The organism is Bacteroides sp. D22, from assembly GCF_000163675.1.
GTDB lineage: Bacteria > Bacteroidota > Bacteroidia > Bacteroidales > Bacteroidaceae > Bacteroides > Bacteroides xylanisolvens.
Window position 1 is genome coordinate 119,662 of sequence record NZ_GG774799.1, and the last position, 21,303, is coordinate 140,964.

Annotated in this window: 14 protein-coding genes and 1 pseudogene; 13 read left to right on the top strand and 2 right to left on the bottom strand. The window is 42.2% G+C overall.

Going from position 1 to position 21,303, the window contains the following annotated elements; all coding sequences use genetic code 11:
- Positions 1 to 66 precede the first annotated feature (66 nt).
- From HMPREF0106_RS18795 to HMPREF0106_RS18765, 7 genes are all read left to right on the top strand, one after another.
- Positions 67 to 1,788 carry a helix-turn-helix domain-containing protein gene (locus HMPREF0106_RS18795; RefSeq protein WP_009039239.1) on the top strand — a complete coding sequence of 574 codons (1,722 nt, stop codon included), beginning with the start codon at positions 67 to 69 and terminating at the stop codon, positions 1,786 to 1,788.
- Between the two features lie 765 nt (positions 1,789 to 2,553).
- A complete protein-coding gene (locus tag HMPREF0106_RS18790; protein ID WP_009039240.1) occupies positions 2,554 to 5,424 on the top strand; it encodes a TonB-dependent receptor in 2,871 nt (956 codons plus the stop codon).
- A gap of 12 nt (positions 5,425 to 5,436) precedes the next feature.
- The gene (locus HMPREF0106_RS18785) at positions 5,437 to 6,711 is read left to right on the top strand and encodes a DUF4876 domain-containing protein (protein WP_009039241.1); all 1,275 of its coding nucleotides are present in this window, start codon (positions 5,437 to 5,439) and stop codon (positions 6,709 to 6,711) included.
- A 20-nt stretch (positions 6,712 to 6,731) separates the two neighbouring features.
- Positions 6,732 to 8,291, top strand: coding sequence for a DUF6850 family outer membrane beta-barrel protein (locus HMPREF0106_RS18780; RefSeq protein WP_009039242.1), 1,560 nt, complete (start codon positions 6,732 to 6,734; stop codon positions 8,289 to 8,291).
- A 25-nt stretch (positions 8,292 to 8,316) separates the two neighbouring features.
- Complete coding sequence (locus HMPREF0106_RS18775; protein WP_009039243.1) at positions 8,317 to 10,491, top strand: hypothetical protein; 2,175 nt, start codon at positions 8,317 to 8,319, stop codon at positions 10,489 to 10,491.
- 6 nt (positions 10,492 to 10,497) lie between these two features.
- Positions 10,498 to 12,699: a HEAT repeat domain-containing protein gene (locus HMPREF0106_RS18770; RefSeq protein ID WP_009039244.1), complete on the top strand. Its 2,202-nt coding sequence runs from the start codon at positions 10,498 to 10,500 to the stop codon at positions 12,697 to 12,699.
- A gap of 2 nt (positions 12,700 to 12,701) precedes the next feature.
- Complete coding sequence (locus HMPREF0106_RS18765; RefSeq protein ID WP_009039245.1) at positions 12,702 to 14,894, top strand: hypothetical protein; 2,193 nt, start codon at positions 12,702 to 12,704, stop codon at positions 14,892 to 14,894.
- Between the two features lie 408 nt (positions 14,895 to 15,302).
- Here HMPREF0106_RS18765 and HMPREF0106_RS26970 read toward each other — a convergent pair whose 3' ends face one another.
- Positions 15,303 to 15,446 (bottom strand): hypothetical protein, encoded by a 144-nt coding sequence (locus HMPREF0106_RS26970; RefSeq protein ID WP_157133789.1) that lies wholly within the window; start codon positions 15,444 to 15,446, stop codon positions 15,303 to 15,305.
- 267 nt (positions 15,447 to 15,713) lie between these two features.
- On the opposite strand from HMPREF0106_RS26970, the gene HMPREF0106_RS18760 reads away from it, so the two are divergent.
- From HMPREF0106_RS18760 to HMPREF0106_RS18755, 3 genes are all read left to right on the top strand, one after another.
- Positions 15,714 to 17,003 (top strand): DUF3440 domain-containing protein, encoded by a 1,290-nt coding sequence (locus HMPREF0106_RS18760; RefSeq protein WP_009039247.1) that lies wholly within the window; start codon positions 15,714 to 15,716, stop codon positions 17,001 to 17,003.
- 377 nt (positions 17,004 to 17,380) lie between these two features.
- Complete coding sequence (locus tag HMPREF0106_RS0124380; RefSeq protein ID WP_050427851.1) at positions 17,381 to 17,632, top strand: hypothetical protein; 252 nt, start codon at positions 17,381 to 17,383, stop codon at positions 17,630 to 17,632.
- A gap of 705 nt (positions 17,633 to 18,337) precedes the next feature.
- The gene (locus tag HMPREF0106_RS18755; protein WP_009039249.1) at positions 18,338 to 19,144 is read left to right on the top strand and encodes a KilA-N domain-containing protein; all 807 of its coding nucleotides are present in this window, start codon (positions 18,338 to 18,340) and stop codon (positions 19,142 to 19,144) included.
- A gap of 126 nt (positions 19,145 to 19,270) precedes the next feature.
- On the opposite strand, the gene HMPREF0106_RS27365 is transcribed toward HMPREF0106_RS18755, so the two are convergent.
- Positions 19,271 to 19,528: a hypothetical protein gene (locus HMPREF0106_RS27365; protein WP_009039250.1), complete on the bottom strand. Its 258-nt coding sequence runs from the start codon at positions 19,526 to 19,528 to the stop codon at positions 19,271 to 19,273.
- 694 nt (positions 19,529 to 20,222) lie between these two features.
- Between HMPREF0106_RS27365 and HMPREF0106_RS18745 the strand changes: the two genes are divergently transcribed.
- From HMPREF0106_RS18745 to HMPREF0106_RS18735, 3 genes and pseudogenes are all read left to right on the top strand, one after another.
- Positions 20,223 to 20,495, top strand: a complete 273-nt coding sequence (locus tag HMPREF0106_RS18745) for a hypothetical protein (RefSeq protein ID WP_009039252.1) — start codon at positions 20,223 to 20,225, stop codon at positions 20,493 to 20,495.
- A 7-nt stretch (positions 20,496 to 20,502) separates the two neighbouring features.
- Positions 20,503 to 20,774: pseudogene (locus HMPREF0106_RS18740) on the top strand (hypothetical protein).
- Between the two features lie 22 nt (positions 20,775 to 20,796).
- Positions 20,797 to 21,168, top strand: a complete 372-nt coding sequence (locus HMPREF0106_RS18735; protein WP_009039253.1) for a hypothetical protein — start codon at positions 20,797 to 20,799, stop codon at positions 21,166 to 21,168.
- Positions 21,169 to 21,303: the final 135 nt, after the last annotated feature.

A 21,303-nucleotide genomic window follows, 5' to 3' on the forward strand; every position in this document is an offset into this window, starting at 1 on the left:
TAGCAATGCGCCATTTTGTATGTTGCATTGCTATTTGCATGTATTAATTAACATAAAACTAATTGTATGGAAACATTTAATTTCAATCTATTCTTGAATCTTGTATTACCACTGCAGGAAGGCTATATGCCGGGGGGTACGGATGTTACTCAAGAGCCTGAACTGCTTCTTTCTAGTTTGTCGCTACTAGGTTATGCGATTCCCCTTGAGGGCAGCGTTATGGTATTTTTTCTCCTTCTGGGAGTTTATATACTGGGACGCAATATCAGGCTATCTCCACAAGAGAAAGTTCATGCTGCTATCAGTATGGGGCACTGGGTTCATCTACCATTGATACTGATAAGGAACATACTGGAGGAAATTGTTACTGGTGGTGTTCCCGGGGAAACTTGCCGGATGTTAGAATCGGTTCTGGAATATGCCGAATGTGCCATCGTCTACAATCAGAACATAATAGAGCTTGATAGGATGGGTTGGAAAAAGATGACTGAAGCTTCGACCACTGAAGTAGAAATTCATAGGTATCTTCACATGACGTTAGTTCGTTGCCGGTCGTATGCCAGTTCACATCATGTACGGTTAGAGATCAGTCACAGCAAAGGGCAAACAGGTTGCAGGCTCAACGAGAGTTTTATGGCGGTGGCCCTCCAACAGCTTCTGGACAAGATGATTGATATTACGGCTCCTGGCGGTTGTATATATTTGACTATCTCCCATAATATGGAGTTTTGGAAATTACAAGTCACCAATGACAAACAAATGAAAAAGGGACCTGCTGTATCCATGTTTCACCAATTGACTAGCGGTAGGTTGCGGACAGTCAGGAAGATTATCCGTCTGCATGGGGGAAAAATGACTATTCGCAGATATGGAAAATCAGCCACATGCCGGATTGTCGTGCCCACTAGCTGCTGTAATCAGAAAAAAATGGAATCAAATTCTGATATATTCTTTCGCAAATGGATGGGACAGTCGGGAGTGACGGATTACAGCGGAAAAGAATGTATTTCCATAGAGGGAAAATGCCCATACGTGTTGCTGGTAATGGCAGACAACATATTTGGAGATTACTTGCAAACAACCTTGTCTAAAGAATTCAAAATATCGTTTCAGGAAACTCTTGATATACAGCTTCTGGCTTCGGCTAGAGAAAAACCGGATGCAATCATTATAGATGAAAATGTGAATGGAATATGCGGGGATGAACTTTGTTCGCGCATCAAGGCCGAGGAAATGACCGCATTCATACCGGTCATTCTTTTGGTAGAAGACAGTGACGGCAAAAGTTATCTCTCTCATGCTAAAAGTGGCGCCAACCGTCTGGAACCACGTACAATTAGTATATGCCGTTTGAAAACAGATATACATATGCTTATAAACAGTTATATGCTACTATGTAAGCAAGTTGACAACTTCTCTGCAGATACCGCCCATATGCTTCATAAAATAAAGGGAGAGAGTGATGACAACCTATCCTTTCTAAATAAAGTACGGCAACTTATCGAGGAAAATTTGGCAATGCAAGGATATACGATAGACATGCTCTGTGCAGGAATGGGAATGAGCCGTACCAGTTTTTACAACAAAATGAAAGAACTTACCGGAAAATATCCCATGGAATACATGCTGACATTCAAAATGGAAAGAGCAAAGGTATTACTGGCCTCTGGACAGTACAACGTCACAGAAACAGCAGAAATGTTAGGATATTGTGATTCTAAATATTTCAGCAAGAAATTTAAGGATTTCTACCATGTTTCTCCTACGAAATTTATGAAGGGAGAATAAAGCAAAAGGCGGTATGTTAGAAGCTTACGAGACTATATTATGAAATAGCTCCGTATTTGTGTATGAAAAGGATTGGGAGAGCCTTGATCTCGCTCGGCTAAGGTTTGTTTTAAACCTTTAGAAAACTAAATTATACGTTCCAAAATCCTTTCTCGATTTTGTTATTACATTTTCAGTTTTATACTGTCTATGCCAAGTCGGAAAACGAAGGCAGAAAGAAAACTGCTTCGTTTTCCGACGACTTTCGTTTCCCAACCTCACGCCACCACACATGCGGTTCGATACGTGACGGTTTCTTAATTTAGGATACAATTAGCCGGGAGTATTATCTGTGACATTTTTATCGGTCTTAATAGGAAAAAGAGCCGTTCGGTTAGGAGCGTAAGGATGAAAATGTAACTTTACCATAATGAAAAAACTTATGCCTAAAGTTACAAATTTTTAGGGTGATAACAAAGTCTTGGCTTGAGAAAGTTGGGACTTTGCGTATGATATAGGGGAGATATATCCAGACAGACACATCTCCTATTCATATCTTGGAACAAAGGGACAATAAGAGATAATTAAAATAACAAGGCGAAACAATACAGGCTGAAAACAATATATTATGAATTTTCAACAGTGAAATAAATTACAATTTATCACATTATTGCGCGCTTATTGTTAATTTTTAAATTATATTCAGATTTTCTTCAGTAAACATATTGTATATTAACAGAAAATTATTTTTCTTTGCCAAAAAGACTAAAATTATAGATATTGTTTATGAAAAGGAAAGCAAAAAGCAGGTTAGGGTATACTATCGTGCACTTGCTTGTGTTTATTAGCTTGGGAGTGGCTCTTCCAGTTAGATCGCAAAGCAATCAGAAAGTAAAACTTACAGGTACCGTTTATGAGTACGACTACAAAAACAAACGTATCCCTTTAGGTTTTGCGACTGTATCCATTCCTGAAATCACGTTAGGTACCACTTCTAATGAAAATGGTAAGTACACACTCGAAAATGTACCTGCCGGCAAGGTTCGTATGCAGATTCAATATTTAGGTAAAGTATCGATTGACACATTAATAAACGTAAGCCGTGATTTGGTTCTCAACTTCACAATGAAGAATGAGGACTTCAAATTGAAAGAGGTAACCGTGACTGCAACTAACAGCCGTTCGGGTAAATCTACTTCTTCTCACATATCCCGCTCCGCCATGGACCACATGCAGGCAACCAGCTTATATGATTTGATGGCATTGATGCCGGGGGGAATTTCACAGAATCAGGACATGAGTTCGGTTCAGCAGATAAATATCCGGCAACTTTCCGGTTCAACCGGTCCGGAAGCCCCGATGAACGCTCTGGGTACGGCAATCATCCGCGACGGTGCACCGATCTCAAACAATGCCAACCTGTCTGCCATGAATCCCACAGTACTGAACGGTTCTGAAACTCCTTCCGCATTGGCGGGAGGTGCTTCTCCTGCCGGTGGTACCGATGTCCGTAGTATTTCTACCGAAAACATCGAGTCCATACAAATTATCCGTGGTATCCCTTCCGTAGAATATGGTGACCTGACTTCCGGTGCGGTAATCATTAATACGAAAGCCGGGCGCGAACCCTTGCGTGTCAAAGCGAAAGCCAACCCGAACATCTATCAGGTCTCCATGGGTACCGGCTTTGATTTAGGGAAGAAGAGAGGTGCATTGAATGTCAGTGCGGACTACGCTTATAATACCAATAATCCGATATCCAGTTATCAGCACTATCAACGTGTCACCACAAAACTGCTTTATTCCAATACCTTATTTAATAATAAGCTGCGTACGAATTCCAGCTTCGATTTTATCTATGGCAGGGACCAGCGTGAACGCAATCCTGACGATGAGCAAACCAAAACAGCCTCGGAAGGCCGTGATGTAGGTTTCACCATAAATACCAACGGTACATGGAACATTAATAAAGGCTGGTTGAAAACATTACGCTATGTCTTGTCAGGTACTTATACAGATAAAGACAGCTATTATGAAACCGTATACAGTTCCGCCACGTCCCCTTATTCCATGACCACTACAAATGGTACGGTACTTAGCAATTTTGCGGGACAGCATATCTATGATGCCAATGGTAATCAAATCACAAACTTCGGGCAGGAAGATGAAAATCATTACGCCGTTTATCTGCCGAGCAGCTATTTCGGACGCTATGAAATTGACAGCCGTGAAGTAAATCTGTTCGCTAAAGTAACAGCTTCTTTGTTTAAAGCAAGCGGTCATGTAAACAACCGTATTTTAATCGGTGCCGACTTTCGGAGTGACGGTAATGTCGGTAACGGTAAAACCTATGACCCGAGCACTCCTCCTTATCGCAGCGTATATGGTCATAACTCATCTTTCCGTCCACGCAACTATAAGGATATTCCTTTCGTCAATCAGTTTGGTGCTTATGTGGAAGATAACTTCAAGTGGTCCGTCGGTGGCACCCATGATTTAAATATTCAAGCGGGCGTACGCTATGATCATGCATCAGTGGTAGGCGGCATCTTCTCACCGCGCGTAAATGCTTCCATTGAGTTGATCCCGAACATATTAAGTATCCAGGGAGGTTACGGTATTGCAGCTAAAATGCCTTCCCTGCTCTATCTACATCCTGAAAATGCATACTTCGAGTATATCAATATGAACGAACTTGCCAATGAAAATATTCCGGCAGACCAACGTTTGTTCATTACGACTACGGAGGTACAGCAGGTAGACAATTCGGATTTAAGGATAGCCCGGAATCACAAGGCAGAAATTGGTCTCAACTTGCGAGTGGGGAAAACGAACCTGAATGTGATAGCATATAAAGAACGCCTCAAGGACGGTTATGCCATGAATCAGACTTTCAATACATTCAACACTTTTATATATAATGAATACCAGCGTACGGCAAACGGCATAGAACTGACCAGCAGCCTGCCGGTATTGTCTACCTATACCAAACCGACCAACAATTTGAATTTGGAAACCAAAGGCCTGGAATTTGACCTGAACATAGGGCGTATCGACGCTATCCGTACAGCTTTCCAATTCAACGGTTCATGGATGCGTACAAAAAGTTGGAGAAACGGTTACAGTTTCTATGACAACAGTGAAGATGCAGCTTCAGCCCGACAACCGGTGGCCATCTATTCCCAGGACGGTGACGCCGGTTATAGGCAACAATTCGTCACGACCTTGCGGGCTACTCACAATATCCCCCGTATCGGTTTTGTTGTAACGATGACCGCGCAGGCCATTTGGCAACAGGCCAATTGGAATACATTCGGAAACGACTCCATACCTGTAGGCTATCTGGCTTTGGAAGACGCGTCCGTAAATATGTTCCCCCAAGGACAATTTACTACCACCCAACAAGTGAAAGACGCCGGATATGGATATATGTTACAGAATGTAAGCCATAACAATGCCATTAAAGAATCATATAGTCCATACTTCTGTTTCAACTTAAATGTAACCAAAGAAATCAGCGATATGCTGCGTGTTTCTTTCTTTGCCAACAATATGTTCAGAAGCTATCCGCGCAGAGAGTCCAAACGTAATCCGGGGTCATTTACTCTATTGAATAATCGATTCTTCTTTGGGTTGGAATTATCACTTACCTTATAATATTAGGAATTTATGAAAAAATATTTGATATATCTATCTATGCTGGCAACTACACTTTTAATAGGGTGCGATTCATTCCAGGAGATGTCTGGTGTAACAGAAGTCGAGCCTATCAGTGTCAACGTAGATATGGAAATTACCGTTGAAAATGTAGCGGCCTTGAAAGATCTGAAGGTTAAATTCGATAATTACGATGAAGATGTGCATTACGTGAAGGAAGTAACCGACAACAGTGTGACGGTTGATGGGATTATTCCGGGAATTTATTCGGTTACGGTATCTGGAACTGCCATTGATACGGAAGATAGCGAATATTATATCAATGGTAACTCCGTAAATGAAGCATTGTTCAAGGATGGGGAGACACTGAATATTAAGGTACAAGGTCTCAAAGTAAGCCCGCTAATATTCAAGGAAATTTATTATTGCGGTAGTCGTCCGGCAGCAGGAGGAGTCTACTTTCGTGACCAGTTCTATGAGATATACAACAACTCAGCCGAGACTATGTACCTGGACGGGATTTATTTTGCAAACCTCACCCCGGGTACAGCTACGACCAAATTACCGATTTGGCCGGAATCAGACGGCAACAATTATGCGTATGGAGAACGTGTATGGAGATTTCCGGGAAATGGTACTGAATATCCGCTGGAACCGGGTGAATCTTGCATTATTTCCCAATTTGCCGCCAATCATCAACTGAACATCTACAATCCGCAAAGTCCTATAGACGGTAGTAGTTCCGAGTTTGAATTTAATATGAACAATCCGAATTTCCCCGACCAGGCAGCCTATGACATGGAACATGTCTTCTATCAGGGAAAAGCCGAAATGGGGAGTGTGCCACAGTATTTGACATCCGTATTCGGAGGTGCTTATGTGATTTTCCGTGTTCCTGAAGGGGAAAATTGGGATCCGGTTAATGACGAGAATATGAAAACAACGGATTTGAGCAAACCGAACAGTACTACGTATTTTGCTAAAATACCTATCAAATACGTATTGGACGCTGTAGAAGCGGCAAATAATGAATCAATGATGAATGCCAAACGTGTTCCCGGTGTACTTGATGCCGGAATTACTTGGGTAGGAGCTACTTATTGTGGCTTAGGTATTACTCGTAAGTTGTCTACTGACGATGAAGGTAATCCCATCATTCGCGAAGAGACAGGCACATACATCTATCAGGATACAAACAACAGTACGGATGACTTTGAGCGTGGCGTTGTTCCTGTATTGCGCCGTCACAATGCGAAAATGCCTTCATGGAATCACATGTTGCAATAATTAATAGAAAGGACAGGACAATGAAAAAACAATATATGAATTATATGAAAAGTGGCTTGCTGATAATAGCCTGCTTTGCAAATATGGGAGGAGCAGCACAAGGTCTCTCTCCTGCCGCTATGGAACAGTTGAAAGCTAAGCGATTGTGGTTCCATTCACAAAATGCTGCCGGTATGACATTTGACGATGTACAAAATTATTCCAATGTCATAGTGGGATATGACCTGCAGGATGGAAATTACTGCCGTCCACAAGAAGGACAAAAAGAGACAGCTGTAAGTGTATTCAGTGAGGGTTTTATAAACCTGAAAAATGTGCATGTATGGGGTGCGTTCAAATTCGCACAAGAAAACCTGACAGACGCCGGATATAACGCGTCCATTACCGATCCCTTCAGGGGGATGCCTTACTATATAGCAGACCAACATTTGAGTAAATGGAGAAATCAATATTACGACCTGAAATTCCGTGCCGCCACTCCTCTGCTTGGTAACCATTGGGCATTGGGTATCGAAGGGAATTATGTGGCTACATTGGCAGCCAAACAGCGCGATCCGCGTGTAGATACCCGTTTCTATACACTGGAACTCACACCGGGAGTTACATACAAGGTGAATGATTCGCATAAGTTAGGCGCAAACTTCAAGTATTCCTCCATCAAAGAAGACTCAAGAATGAGCAACGTCAATACTTACGTAGACCAGGACTACTATATATTGTATGGTCTGGGTACAGCCATAAAGGGTATTGGGAGCGGCGTGACCAGCAATTATATTGGTGATCGTTTTGGTGGCGCTCTCCAATATAACTTCAGTACATCCTCTTTCAATCTACTGCTTGAAGGCAGTTATGATATAAAGGCGGAAACCGTCCAGCATAGCTATTCCACTCCTAAAAAGATAGCCGGTGTAAAAGATAAAACCGCCCAGGTTTCCTTGGCGGCCATCCAAGGAGGAAAAAGCTATACTAGTTATGTGAAAGCGACCTATCTGAATCGCCATATCGACGGCATTCAGTACATTTCCCAACGTGACAACTCTGAATCACAAAGCGGTTGGCTGGATTTGTACAGCAACATCCGCTCTGTTTATAAGACCCAAGCTGCTTTTCTGAATTACGCGTTCAGTAAAAACCGGGAAGCCGAATATAGCTGGAAAATAGAATTAGATGTGAATTATACCAAACAAGACGATGAATATCTAATGCCTAACTCTGTACAAAATGCAGAAAATTTATCTTTCGGCTTGGGAGGTAAAAAGAATTTTGTATTGGGCAACAGTATGAATCGTAGACTTTTAGTAGACATTCATGCAGCTTATAATACTAATTTGGGAGGTGAATATACATATGGCGGCAGTCATGCAGATTATCTGACCGTAACCGAATTACAACAGGGGCTGGCCAATTATTATACCAGTGACCATTACGGTATCGGCGGATCGGTAACGTATTCCCGGCAAGTCAAGGAAAATAAACGCATGAACTTGTTTGCCAAGGTTGCATTCGACCGTGTAAGTACCTCCGACTATGAGTATGACGGACGTACTTATTGGGCTATAAGCTTAGGATGTAATTTCTAATAACACAAAACTTAATATTTTCAATATGCGTAAATTAATAACCGGAAGTTTGATGCTCTGCAGCATGTTGTCGCTGCAGGCACAAACATTTGTCAAACCGGCAATGAAAGTAAAGGATACTTCATTTGCCGTAATTACAGATGAAGGAACGTATCAGGCCTGCGAAGCCGAGCTCAAGGCCTATCAGGAAACCTTGGAAAAGGAGGGGCTACCTACATTCATCGTATACAATGAGTGGAAGACCCCGGAAGATGTAAAAAAAGCAATCGCCAAACTCTACAAGAAAAATAAGTTGGAAGGAGTTGTATTTGTCGGCGAGATTCCTATTCCGATGATCCGCAAAGCGCAGCACATGACTTCTGCTTTCAAGATGGATGAAAAGAACAATGCCTGGAGGGATTCATCTGTACCCAGCGATCGTTTTTACGATGATTTCGACCTACAATTCGATTTCTTGAAGCAGGACAGTGTAGAAAATAACTTTTTCTATTATAACCTTGCGGTAGAATCTCCACAACGCATCCAGTGTGATATCTATTCCGCACGTGTCAAAGCTATTGATAACGGTGAGGATCCTTATGCACAAATCAGCCGTTACTTCAAAAAAACTGTAGCCGAACATCGGACAAACAATAAATTGGACCAGTTCTTTTCGTACACGGGTGATGGATCTTACTCCAACTCACTGACGGCATGGACCCCGGAAACATTTACTATCCGCGAACAATTGCCGGGAGTATTTGACAAAGAAGGACGCGCCCGCTTCATCCGTTACAACTTCAGCGCTTATCCCAAAGACGATGTAATTAACATGTTGAAGCGCGAAGATCTGGACTTGTCTATTTTCCATGAACATGGTGTCCCCGAGCGGCAGTATCTTTCCGGAAGTCCTGCCACCAACAGATGGAACACCCATATGGATGCCATGAAATACTATTATCGTAGTTTGGCCCGCAAAAAACAGGGTAACAAAAAGGCTTTCGACGAGATGCTGGACAAGATGAAAGACAAATACGGTCTGGACAGTACCTGGATTGCCGGATATGCCGATCCTAAAGTAATTGCAGAAGATTCTTTACTGGACCTGCGCACAGGCATTATCCTGCCGGAAGTTACAGATTTCAAGCCGAATAGCCGTATGGTCATTTTTGATGCATGCTACAACGGCGATTTCCGTGAAAAAGATTACATTGCCGGGCGTTATATCATGTCGGAAGGAAAGTGTGTGACCACTTTCGCCAATTCTGTCAATGTGCTGCAAGATAAAATGGCCAACGAAATGCTGGGGTTATTGGGCATGGGAGCCCGGGTTGGCCAATGGGCAAAATTGACAAACATTCTCGAATCGCATATCATCGGTGACCCGACCCTGCGTTTCCAGTCCATTAACGGGGTGGATGCCAACGCTTTGTTCAAAGCGCCATACGATGAGGGCCGGATGTTGGAATTGCTGCAATCACCCTATGCCGACATACAGAATTTTGCTTTGCACAATCTTTATCGTAATGGCTATCCGGGGATTTCAACTCTGTTGAGAAAGACTTTCGAGACTTCCCCGTTCATGATGGTACGTTTCACCAGTCTGGCATTACTCGAAAAGATAGGTGATAAAAACTTCCAAGAAGTACTGCCTTTAGCCATCAGGGATTCTTATGAATTCATTCGCCGTACTTCCATCCGCATGATGCAACACGTAGGGTTGAATGAATATGTCTATCCACAAATCAAGGCATATGTGGAGGATAATCTATCCGAGCGTGTGGCATTCAATATAGTTTTAGGGCTTCATGTTTTTGATGAAACAGCCGTACGGGAAGCGATTGATAAAGTGATGGCTGAGACTTATGTGCTGCAAGACAAAGAGGAAATGCGTGAAGCTTTGGAAAAGGCCAATAACAACCGCAGTATGCAAAAGGAATTGTTAAGCAAAGAAACTGCTGAACGCTGGCGTATTCTTTATTGCAACTCTTTAAAAAATTATATGGCACATGCTTGTGTGGACGGTCTCTTGGACTTGCTTGTCGATTCCAATGAAAGTGAAAAGTTGAAGGCCAGCTTATTGGAAGCCCTTGCCTGGTTCACTCATTCTTACCGCAAGCCCGACATTCTTCAAGCATGCGACCAGTTGAGAAAGGACAAAAACTTGTCTGAAAGCCTCCGTGAAGAAGCTAATCGTACGTATTACAGACTAAAGGATTAACCGACCATGATTAAAAAAATAATATATCTGGCATTTCTCTTGCCGCTGGCAGGAAATGCACAAACTACAGTGATAAAGCCGTCGGCAAAGCAACCTACCGCTTTCGCCATCATAACAGACAACCGGACTTATGTAAACACGAAAGAAGCCATGCATCAGTACAGGACCGCGGTAGAAAGTGATGGCCTGGCTACTTATCTGATTAGCGGAGATTGGCAAACCCCTGATCAAGTAAAACAAGAAATCATTAAAATATATCAGGAATGTCCTTCATTGGAAGGTTTTGTTTTAGTGGGTGATGTGCCTGTCGTGTTGGTACGCAATGCGCAACATATGACTACTGCTTTCAAGATGAACGAGAAAGCATTCTCCTGGGATCAGTCTTCCGTACCGACCGACCGTTTTTATGATGACCTGAATTTGAAATTTGAATTCATCAGGCAGGACTCGGTAAATCAGCAGCATTTTTATTATAAATTGGCGGAAGATAGTCCCCAACAGTTGAATCCCGCTTTTTATTCGGCCCGTATCAAGTATCCGGAAAAAAGGGGGGGAGACAAATATGCAGCTATTGCCGCCTACCTGAAAAAAGCGGCTGCCGCCAAATCAGATAAGGACAATCAATTGGATCAGGTATTCTCGTTCAATGGCGGTTCTTACAATTCCGACTGTTTGATGGTATGGATGGATGACGAAAAAGCGTATAAGGAAAACTTCCCGTTGGCCTTCGGTCGTCAAATGGGATTCAAACATTGGAATTTCCGCATGAGACACCCTATGAAATATAGACTGTTCAGTGAGCTGCAACGAAAAGACCTGGACCTATTCATGTTCCATGAGCACGGAATGCCGACGGGACAACTCATTAACGACGAGCTGGCGTGTACTGATTTTGACAATCGTTATAAGATGTTGAAGAGCACGCTGTATAACGCAGTCATGGACCATGCCGGAAAACGTGATAAGGATACCGTACGTATCCAGATGCAAACTAAACGACAGGTAAATGAAGTTTTCTTCAAGGATCTGGACAATCCGCTGTTCTGGAAAACTGACTCCATCCACTATGCCGACGAACGTATCGTGACCGCAGACTTGATGAGGAGCAACCTCTCCACCCATCCGAAGATGATCATGTTTGATGCATGCTACAACGGTTCTTTCCATGAAGACGACTATATAGCCGGACAATACATTTTCAATGACGGCCGGACATTAGTGGCGCAAGGAAATACCCGTAATGTGTTACAGGACCGTTGGACCATAGAAATGATCGGTCTGCTGTCCCACGGCGTACGGGCCGGACAATACAACAGACTGATCGCATCACTCGAAGGCCATTTGTTGGGTGACCCGACCCTTCGTTTCGCTCCTGTCGAAGCCAACACCTTAAGTACCGACATGACCATACGCAAAAAAGACAAGGCCTATTGGATGGATTTGTTAAACAGCCCGTATGCCGATGTACAGGCTCTGGCGATGCGTATGCTTGCCGACACTGATACGCAGAAAGAATTATCCCCGTTGTTTTTGAAAATGTATCAAGAGAGCGGTTTCAACACCGTGCGTATGGAAGCCATCAAGTTGTTGAGCCGTTATCAGGATGCAAATTTCATTGAAGCACTGCGCGAAGGGTTGAACGACGCCTACGAAATGGTAGCCCGTCAGAGTGCCATTTATGCAGGATTCGTAGGTGACGATTCTTTATTGCCCGTTATTGTAGAGGCGCTGGTGGAGCATAACGAACGTTTACGCGTACAAATGAGTGCCAATAAGGCCTTGAGTCTCTATCCGAGGGAAAAAGTAGAAAGAGCGGTAGAAGACTTCTATGTAAAGGCCAACCGCTTGAATGAAACCGAAGAAAAAACGCGGTTGTTAAGAAGTTTGGAAAGAATGTCCGTACAAGAAGCGAAAAGCCATCAGACATTGATGGACACAACCGCTCCAGAAACGAAACGTATCAGTGCGATCCGTAGTGTACGCAACTATCCTTTCCATTTTCATGTGGATGATTATCTGAATGTAGTTCGTGATACTAACAATCCTTTGGAAGTACGAGTGGTAATGACCGAAGCATTAGGCTGGTTCACCTACTCCGTGCAACGTCCGTATATTCTCGGAGAGATGAAGAAAATACAACGATCAAGCATTCTTCCAGAAGAACTGAAAATTGAAATTGAACAGACAATTAGACGATTAAGTTTATGAATATGAAAAAATACATCATTTTGGCAATTACCGCTTTGTGTTCTATGAATATACAGGCACAAACGGTCGTGCATCCCAGTGTAAAAACGATGACTACCTTTGCAATTGTAGTCGACCAGAAAAGTTATGGTGAAGCAAAAAATGAGATTGACGCCTATCGTGCCAGTGTAGAAAAAGAGGGTTTAGGTACTTATCTGCTAATTGATGACTGGAAAAGGCCCGAACCTATCCGTACACAACTTATCAAATGGCACAACAATAAAAAAGCGCCGTTGGAAGGCTGTGTATTCATCGGTGACATCCCTATCCCGATGATCCGTGATGCACATCATTTATCTTCGGCTTTCAAGATGTCTCCGAAAGCCAATTGGCAAAGATCGAGTATTCCTTCTGACCGTTATTACGACGATTTTGGGCTAACTTTCGATTACATCAAACAAGATAGCTTGAAGCCGGACTATCATTATCTGACATTACGCGCCGATTCCAAACAATACATTTCACCGGATATTTATTCGGCCCGTATCCGTCCGTTACATTTGGAAGGGCAAGATCGTTACCAGATGTTGCGTGACTACTTGAAAAAGGCGGTTGCCGAAAAAGAAAAACAAAATATACTCAACCAGTTGACTATGGCCCGTGGTCATGGTTACAATTCCGAAGATCCTCTCGCATGGAGCGGCGAGCAAATGGCATTACGCGAACAGCTGCCGCAAATATTCAAGCCCGGCAATACTGTGAAATTCTACGAATTTGACATGTGCTATCCGATGAAGCCATTCTACCTGAACGAAGTCCAGCGTGAAGGATTGGACATCATGTTGTTCCATCATCATGGTGGTCCCACCATGCAATATATCAATGGTTATGAAAGCGGTTCCGGCGTCAATCTAAGTATTGAAAATACCAAAATATTCTTGCGGAGCAAAGTGCCCTCCTACGCAAAGAAGCATGGGCGTGAAGCGGCAATCAAAGAATATGCCAAACAGTATGGCGTACCTGAAAGCTGGTGTGCAGAGGCCTTTGATGAAGAAAAAATCGAATCGGATTCCATCTTAAATCGCAACATGGATATATATACCGAAGATATTCGCCTGTTAAGTCCCAATGCACGATTCATACTATTTGACGCTTGCTTTAATGGTTCTTTCCATTTGGATGACAACATTGTGGGCTCTTATATTTTTAATAAGGGCAGGACTATTTCCACTATGGGATGTACGGTCAATACTATCCAGGATAAATGGCCGGATGAGTTTATTGGTTTATTAGCAGCCGGCATGCGTATCGGGCAGTTTACCCGTTTCACCTGTTTCCTGGAAAATCATCTGATCGGTGACCCGACTTTCCACTTTACCGACAACGCGGGGCTGGATATGGATATCAACTCGACCCTGGTTTTGGAAGAAGGCAATACTGTATTTTGGAAGAAACAATTGAAATCTCCGATGGCTGATATGCAAGCGATGGCACTCCGCCAATTGTCCATGGCCGATTGTAAGGGGCTTGTTGACCTGTTAAAGAAAAGCTATTACGAATCGGATTATTTCGTAGTGCGCTTGGAAGCTTTACGCTTATTGGCATTGAACTACCCTACAGAAGCTGTCGACGTATTGAAAACTGCTATGAATGATAGCTATGAACTGATTCGTCGTTATGCGGTAGAATATGTTGAAAAGAACAGTAATCCGAAATTGCTTCCGGCATGGATAGAAGGCTATTTGCTTCGTGGACACGAAAACAGGTACCGCTTCAGATTTTTCAGTGGTATTGATATATTTGACCATGATACAGCTTTGAACGAATTGACAAGACAGTCCGCCGATTGGTCATTCTATGACCCTTCATACGTGAAAGAATTATCGGAATACTACCCTCGGCGAAAGGAAGGGCTTGAAAGAGATTTCTCTGTTATTAATAATCCAGAAAGTACTACTAAACAGATACAGAATGAAATAAGCATATTTCGTAATAAACCTATCGCTAAGGCAATTGAACCATTACTCAATATTATAAAGGATGAAAGTCGGGAAGAGGGGCTTCGCATAATATCCGCCGAAACGTTAGGTTGGTATAACTTATATTATGACAAGACAAACATTATCAAGGAGCTTGAGACATTCCAAACTTCCAAGAAAACAGTAATGAATGAAGTCGTTAAGACAATAAATAGGTTGAAAAGTAAAAATAGGTAAATCTTTGATATGGGTTACACTTGTATCTAAAGGAGTTTGTAGGTTAATCATTTCTTGGCTTCATAAGAAACGCATTATGATTCTTTATAGGGTTATAATGCGTTTTACTTGTCCAACAAGGTTGGTAATAAATTATCACTTTATAAAAACACTTGTCTTTATAAAGAGTTCCGCCGCTATGTATCGGTATATCAGGATATATGGTTATATTTCATACTCCAGATATCTTATCAACTGATTTTCGACTCCTAATATATACCGCAAATCGTATTGTGAATAGAATAGTGTCTTTTCAAAAATATTTTTTTCAATCCCATGTTGTTAATCGTCAATAATATATTCAGATGCATACTGCTGTATAAATTGCAATAAACCATCTATCGTTTTATTTTGTGACATATCCGCCGGTTAAAAACGTAATTGCTTCACCATTTCCTCACGAATTCTTTCATTCACCATTGACCATACATATTCCGCCATAGTCATCTGTGGATAATGATAAAGTATCAGCATAAGGTTGGTATTGATTTCTTCTTCTATTTTTATTTTCACAACCGAATACATAAGGATGAGAGTGGTATGGAATATTCAAATCTTTATTAATGATTAGGTCAAGCGTACGTCCCATGTTCGTGTCTTTCGGTAAGTCATATATTATGGATTGACTTTTAATGTAAATACCCTCTACACTTTTCTAAAAGTAATATAAAGCATTCAGTTTCTCAATGCAAATTTAGAATATCCAGAAATAAATAGTTCATATTCTGTTGGAATTTGTTGGTACTTTGTGTTAAATTTGCTGTCGGTTATTAAATTTCTATGGACACTATGGTTTTACAGAATGTATATGAACTGACTCAGGAAAGACTAGGTATAATATTTAAAGAATTCGATAATATATACATTTCCTTTTCGGGAGGAAAAGATAGCGGAGTATTACTGAATTTATGTATAGACCATATTCGTCGGAACCGTTTAAAACGCCGTCTTGGAGTATTTCATATGGATTATGAAATACAGTACAGCATGACTATTGATTATGTGGAACGGGTATTGGAAGCGAACAGGGATATACTGGAAGTCTATTGGATATGTGTACCTTTCCGTGTAACCACTTGCACCTCCATGTTCCAGAATTACTGGCGGCCATGGGACGAGGCCAAAAGGGAGGCATGGGTCAGGGAGATGCCTAAAAATGCAATGACTGTGGACAACTTCCCGTTTTATAACCGCCAAATGTGGGATTATGACTTTCAAGTGAAATTTTCTTGCTGGCTCCATCAGCAAAAGAATGCCCAACGTACCTGCTGTCTGGTAGGAATACGTACCCAAGAGAGCTATAACCGTTGGCGGGCTATTTATAAAAGTGCCAAAGAGCGGTATGAAGGATACGAATGGAGCACTCGAATAGACGAGGGAATATACAATCTCTATCCTCTTTACGACTGGAAGACAGAGGATATCTGGGTCGCCAACGGTCGGTTCCAATGGGACTATAACCGCTTATATGACCTGTATTACCAAGCGGGGATAAGCCTTGGCCGGCAGCGAGTGGCAAGCCCGTTCATCAATGAGGCTATAGAAAGTCTTGCCTTATACAAGGTCATTGATCCTAATACATGGGGGAGGATGATTGGTCGGGTGAACGGGGTTAACTTTTCCGGAATTTACGGGAATACGCATGCTGTTGGTAGGAAAAACGTCCGTCTGCCGGAAGGATATACGTGGAAATCGTTCATGGAGTTCCTACTTTCAACCCTGCCTGAGCAGACCCGGAAAAGGTACCAATCCAAACTGGTAACCAGTATGAGGTTTTGGAAGGAAAAGGGGGGAGTCCTCAGTGATGCAGTCATACAGAAACTGAAGGACCGTAACATTCCTATTCAAGTAGGTGACAGCACCAATTACAAGACAGACAAGAAACCGGTAAAAATGGACTATCTGGACGATATCGACATTGAAGAATTCCGGGAAATACCTACCTATAAAAGGATGTGTATATGCATCCTGCGCAATGACCATACCTGTAAGTATATGGGATTTGCTCTAAACAAAGAGGAGACCCTGATGAGAAACAATGCCATGAAAAAATATAAGTATATTCTATGAATATCTTATATGGGAATATCGCGGTTATTATTCAGAATTCATGAAATTGGACGGTTGGGTAAATACGTCATGTGTATTCGATTTCTTTTGGAGTGATTATTACAGAAAAGCCCCAGATATGTTTCGCTCTTTTTCATCGTGTACTATTGTTACACAGATACGGACTTATCGTTGCAAACCTGCCCAAAACATGAAACGCACTTCACCCGACAGATGAAATTAAAATACCGACCAAGGAGAAACAAGTGGAAACGAAACCGGCTGCAAGAATGCACTCAATTTCGGCACATGACTATTCACAATAGGAAACCGGTACTGTTCCGTACATTGTCAACTACGGAGGGGAAAACTACAAGTACTATCTTCCTGAAAAGGTCATGAATATTTTTGAGAATGAATATGACTACCGGAGTGTTGTTTATTCCGTTGAACTTACCAATCCGGCAGCAGCTATCTTTGTTGAATTGGCAGCATTGAGCCAATCTCCAGCAAGCAGCGGAGGTGGTGACGGTCAAAGCGACCTGTCGTGGAGGGATAAGAATGAGGACGATATGAAATGGATACGTCGCTGTATGGATACGGTAACTTGTCATTTGGGCAAGAAACGGAAAACAGGAATAAGGAGATAACAGTTTACGGTAAGAACATCACAGGAATCAGCAGGATTCAGAAGGAGATAAACAAAGCTCCCGAAGTTCAAAATGCGGCAGTTTTTCGCAGGAGGTTAAGGTTGCAGCCGCCAGTTGGCAGCCGTTTATAATGCGACAGAAACGTTTTGTGAAAAGACAGGCAAACTCGACACCACACTTGACAAAAGACTGGACGATATTCGTAATGCTTCTACAGTGGTTATTCTGCCCGAGACCATTCGATATTTGACAGAAGTGCACGGCAGCTTCTGCCACATGTTTGGCAGTACAATTGAAAAATCGCGGTACAGGACTAATAAACCAATTGGATAACTGGTATTAGAAAATGGAGCAACGGATAGCGGAACATGAAAGGATGATCCGCAAGCAAACGGAACGTATAACTGTCCCTGGCAACCTGTTCTATTGCTTCGCGCCCATGTTTGTGCTCCTTGCCATATTCTTTGGTATCGTGTTTTAGGCAAACAGCGGCCTTTCCACATAAAGCTGTTGCAAAGTCTTCCGTGGATATTCCTTACTTTTATGATTATCAGTAACACAGCCATTATCTTTCACTGTTTGGCATAATCATAGACGGTAACAAAGGGAAAATAAAAATCACAGATCTATACTAATTTGCTGGTATTCCTACCAATATTGAAACAAAGTTTATACCTTTGTGCACAGTAATCACTAATGGATATCATGGCAAAAATTAAAGTTCAGAATACAGAGATAACTATCATCAACCACGATGATAAGGATTATATATCATTGACAGATATGGTGCGTAACATAGAGAACGGATTGGCTCTTATCGAAAAATGGTTACGCAACAAGAATACGATAGAGTTTCTTGGAATATGGGAAGAAATGTACAATCCGGATTTTAATTCCCCCGAATTCGAGGGAATTAAAAATGAAGCCGGACTAAATCGGTTTATTCTTTCAGTGAAGCAATGGACTGAAAAGACCAATTCGAGAGGGCTTATTGCAAAAGCCGGACGCTATGGCGGTACTTATGCCCATAAGGACATTGCGTTTGAATTTGCCTCTTGGGTTTCTCCCCAGTTCAAACTCTATCTGCTGAAAGAGTTCCAACGCCTGAAAGAACAGGAACAAACACAATTAGGCTGGACCGCCAAACGTGAGCTATCCAAGATAAATTACCGCATACATACCGATGCAATCAAGCAGAACCTTATTCCTGCCGCAGTAACAGCCAAACAAGCCAATATTATCTATGCTGACGAAGCCGATATGCTGAATGTGGCGATGTTCGGCATGACCGCTAAGATGTGGCGTGAACAACACCCCGAACTGAAGGGGAATATCCGGGATTATGCTTCTATTAACGAATTGATTTGCCTCTCAAATATGGAAAACCTCAATGCGGTATTCATAGACCAAGGCATTCCGCAGGGTGAACGGTTGATTAAACTTAATCAGATTGCAATTCAACAGATGAAAGTTTTAGAGGGTAATAACAACGACCGCAAGCTACTAAAATAAAGAAACTACTTTTAGAAGTATGACGTTTGGCAGGCCTTCCTTCCAACGAATATAATATAAAAAACATCGGAGTGACTTTCAAACCGCTCCAATGTTTAAATCTTCAGTTATAACTATTAATTCACTTTACCAATACTCAATGGCTCTTTTCTCAATGTATTCTTCTGGCAATGTTTGTTTTTTCCCGATATAATTCATGTCATCATCGTAGTCGTCATATTCAGTGGCATAGCTAACCTTTCGTTCCGTCCAATTGTTTTTCTTGTCGAACTGCGTATAGGTGTAATGATAGGTGGTTACACCTTCTTCGGGATGTTCCTCTATCATGGTTGAGGGATATTTGTCATTCCCCTTATATTGGTAGGTACATGTAACCATTGCCATTTGTGAACAAAATACATGTTTGATGGGCCGTTGGCTACTGTCAAACGTGTACTCGTGGTTGAGTTCGATATTGGTGTCCGAATCCGTATCGGAATGTAATCCATCCTTTATTGCTATATTGACTACAGCTTTTTCCCAGCCACTTACATTATAAGACGTAGGTGTAAGATATTTGTATGTCGTTTCTTTATCAAAGCTATTTTTCTGATATACAAGATTGTCCGACTAGTCAAATTTCAAGCATTCGTGTTCCTCCTTACTTGTTTAGGTATCAGTTTTTCAATTTTCCAAAGCACTATCGGCGGCATGGCTAGTTCCGGCAGGATCTCTGCGGCCGTTACTCCTGATCGAGCCATGTAGCAAGGAGATGAAATTGGTCAAGGTTAGGTTACGACTGCCCCCTGTTCGAAATGGCTAATTGTAATCTGGGCTACTTCCGATTGTTCGACCGGTTACTTCCTGCCCTTGCCGGTCGGTTTTCCAGACGCAAATTTGGACTGTCGCGCTTGATTCCGTCGCTTTGAAGTGCATTTCCTGTAAAATTCTTCCTTTCCGAGAAAGAGTAATTTTCCGGAAAAAGCGGCGGAAATGGCTTGTCCGACAGTCCCTTGAAGCATCTGTAAATCCCAAGCGGTTCAGGCAGAAAAAGAACCGAACAAAGGGAAATAAAATAAATCATTAAAAATTAAAGACAATGGGCATCAAAGAAAGCAAAGAGTACAAACTCGCGAAAGATTGGGAAATGTCGGTAAATAACTACGGATTCAATCCCAAGCGGTTTGCGGCTGCCATTCCCGAAAAGCACCCGACATTGCAACAGAGCCTTTACCGGCTTATTAAAGAATGTATTGCAGTCATGGCGGACGAAACGCGTCACTACGACGACCGCAACCGAGCCTCGCACGAAGAAGCAAAGTGCATCATGGAATATCTCAAGGAAAACGGAAAACACATCCCATTAAGATAACAAGCTTATGAAAACACAAGAAGTACAATTCGACGGCAATACTTACATCTGCCGTGTAGTAAACTCAAACGAGGGTGAAGAACTCCTTATCGGATCGACTGCCTTGCTTGATGTCCTCCAGCCTGGCAGCTTCAACGACGAAAACGAGGGTTTTGCGAGTAAGGAAGCCGAAAGGCTCTACGACAAGATTTCTTCTTCACGGACAAAAACGGTCTCAAATTACCAGACGAGGACCTGATTGCCGAACTGAAGCAGGACAATCCCGAATGGTTCGAATAACAATAAAATTAAAGTCATAATTATGGAAGAGTATGCAATACAGGTCGCACAGACCGCCAAAGAACAGTTAATAACCATGACACCGGCAAGTGTCCTCATGTCATGGGGTATCAAGGAATTTACCGCCATGGTGTACAACGGTATGCCTGCACTTCGTATCAAGGTGAACGGACGGTTGCACACCGGCTACGTGATAGTTGCGCTCAACGGCTCTGATTACTATGAGGTGTATCTGCTGCATGGAATCACCGCGGTATGTGTTAATGAGGAGGTCTGTTTCGATGAACTGGGTGATGTCATCGACAGAGCCATCGAAAAAGGCACGGACGAAAACGAATACAAAAAGTTCTGCGAGCAACAGCGTGCTCTACTATTCGGTGGCAGACTTACCTGATTCATAGATATAATATAGAAGACACCGCCCACATCGAAATACGGGCGGTGTTTCGCGTGAATACCCTGTTATAGTTTATAAGAGTGCGTACAAAATACAATGTTTCCTATCAATAGAAAATATTACATAGCCTGT